Origin of the sequence: Dietzia sp. HMSC21D01 (assembly GCF_001815995.1) — a bacterium.
Classification (GTDB): domain Bacteria; phylum Actinomycetota; class Actinomycetes; order Mycobacteriales; family Mycobacteriaceae; genus Dietzia; species Dietzia cinnamea.
Genome location: NZ_KV823764.1, coordinates 1 through 598 on the forward strand (window position 1 = coordinate 1; position 598 = coordinate 598).

Sequence of the window (598 nt, forward strand, 5' to 3'; positions counted from 1 at the left end):
TCCGGATCCCCGCCGGGGACGCCCTCTTCTACCCCGCCACCGCTCTCCTCGCCGCGGTGTGGCTGACCGGCGCGTTCGCCTCGGGACCGATCCGGGTGGGCTGCGAGCCGTACCGCCCGCGCCGGCCGGTGCTGTCCTCGGTGCTCACGGCCGCCGCGCTCGCGGTGGTGTTCTGCCTGGGGGCGCTCGTCGTGGCGCGTATCGAGCCACTCCGCGACCCGGTCGACGCGCTCCTCGCCCACGCGACCGTGGGGAACCTCGCGCTGGTCGCAGCCCTCACGGCGGTCAACGGGGTCGCCGAGGAGTGCTTCCACCGCGGTGCCGTGTACTCGGCCGTCGCCAACCTGCGGCCGATCCTCACGACGACGGTGATCTACGCGACCGTCACGGCCACCGCCGGGATCCCCCTGCTGGTGCTCGCGGCCGTCATCGTGGGTGTCGTGACGGCGCTACAGCGGCGCGCCACCGGCGGCGTCCTCGGGCCGGCGATCACGCACGTCGCGTGGTCGATGGTGATGCTGTTCGCGCTCGGCCCGATCCTCGACGCCGCGCGGGCCTGATCCCCGCAGGACCACGCGGCGCGGCCCGGCCCCGCTAT

The 598-nt window shown here is 74.9% G+C and carries 1 protein-coding gene; it reads left to right on the top strand.

Annotated elements, in window-relative coordinates:
- The coding region (locus HMPREF3086_RS03555; protein ID WP_070720189.1) for a CPBP family glutamic-type intramembrane protease at window positions 1-560 on the top strand (560 nt) is incomplete at its 5' end.
- Window positions 561-598 lie beyond the last annotated feature (38 nt).